We start from the raw sequence: 1,578 nt of genomic DNA, 5'->3' as shown, positions 1-1,578 counted from the left end.
TAGGCGATGATGCTCTAAAAGCAGTAACTTATAGAATTAACGATGCTTTTAAAGGCTATGCACATAGAGAATCATATCTCGAAGAAGCCGTAAAAACACTAAAAGTAGCAGATTGCCCAGATTACAAACATCGTAAAGGGCAAAAAGGAACGGTGGTGGTGATTGGTGGGAAAGGAGATCATATCAAGAAATATGGAAGTAGAGATAATGTAGTGTATAAAACTAGAGTATATAGAAGTATGACTTTAGGACAATATAAAGAATTAAAAGAGAGTGATAATTTACCTTTGCCAGATTATGTAGCTTTCTTAACTAGAGATGCTCATGGGCAAAAAAGTAACTATAAAGCTCATTCAAATAACCGTTATGGTCAAAGTAACGAAACCCCTCCAGGAGAGTATTATTTAAACTATTATAAAGACTCAGGAGGTCTATCAACTACGGGCTATTTAATGTATCTAAGCGACAATATGAATAATAGAGCAATTGCAACTCCTGATGGAGGAGTACGAACAGGAGTTGCTATTCATCATTGGGATAGGCGCGGAGCTATTGGGTGTTTAACTACTGCTAGTAATAACACTATTTTAATAAAAGAACTACGTGATGAGATACCTGATTTATTTATTCATTTAAATCTAAAAAATAAAACTTATACTGATAAAGATGAAGTTGCACACAATATGAGTATAGAAAGACGTCCTGTAAGAATAGTAATAGAAGAACGAGAAGTTATAGAAGAACCATATACACATGCTAAATACCCAGGAGGTATTCGATGGGAAGGGTTTGTTCCCGAAGATAATCAAGATAATACAAATTAGAAATAAAATGAAAAACTCAATAATATTCATATTACTATTAACATTAAGCTGTAATAGTCAAAATAAAGAAAAAAAGATGAAAGTTATAGAAAAAAACACTCAAATAAAAAAACAAGCCCCACCGTGTGATCATCTTAAAGATGGTGAAAGAGATTGGAAATTTTCGGAAATATTTGAGGAGGATTATAGTATAGCTGAAATAAAAGAGATTTTTAATTTAAATAGTTATGTTTATCCAGATAAAGAGGTTTTTAGGAAGAGGGTTGAAGAGATATTTGGAATAGATGTTGAAGATTATATAACCAATTATCAAGTGGTAACAAGTCATACAGAATTTCCTTATATGGCGTTAAAAAAACAGAAAATTATTGTTGATTTAGAAAAAATAGATGATATTCCTGCTTTTTATGATTATGAGGCAATTCTAAAGTTGAATAAAATGCTTTTTTATAATGATATAGAATCAACTAATTGGCTTAAATTAAAATATCCTAAAGGATTTACATATTTAATAAAAGAAACAGGATATACAGGTAGTGATGATTGGTTAAAATTTGCTTTTACTCAAGAGGATTTTTCCAAATGGGATAGTATAGATGCTTATTTGTTCTCGTATTCTTGCGAAAAAGGAAATAAAGCAAAGCGTTTACGTCCAAAGATGCTTGATAAAATGATAAGTTTAGGCGTTGAATTATCACAATTATCTACCGTAGCTAATATGGTATCTAACGGAAATCAAGAGATGTATGAAGAA

At 31.0% G+C, this 1,578-nt stretch carries 2 protein-coding genes; both read left to right on the top strand.

Features of this window, described 5'->3' with window-relative positions; genetic code table 11:
- Positions 1-824 (top strand): hypothetical protein (locus tag AQ1689_RS09895; protein ID WP_101955986.1); only part of this gene is annotated, 824 nt, incomplete at its 5' end.
- Between the two features lie 76 nt (positions 825-900).
- On the top strand, positions 901-1,578 hold a 678-nt coding region (locus AQ1689_RS09890), incomplete at its 3' end, for a hypothetical protein (RefSeq protein WP_145993757.1).

Source organism: Tenacibaculum finnmarkense, from assembly GCF_900239185.1.
Lineage (GTDB): Bacteria > Bacteroidota > Bacteroidia > Flavobacteriales > Flavobacteriaceae > Polaribacter > Polaribacter finnmarkensis.
Note: the sequence above shows the minus strand (reverse complement) of the source record. Positions and strands in the feature narration are given on the sequence as shown.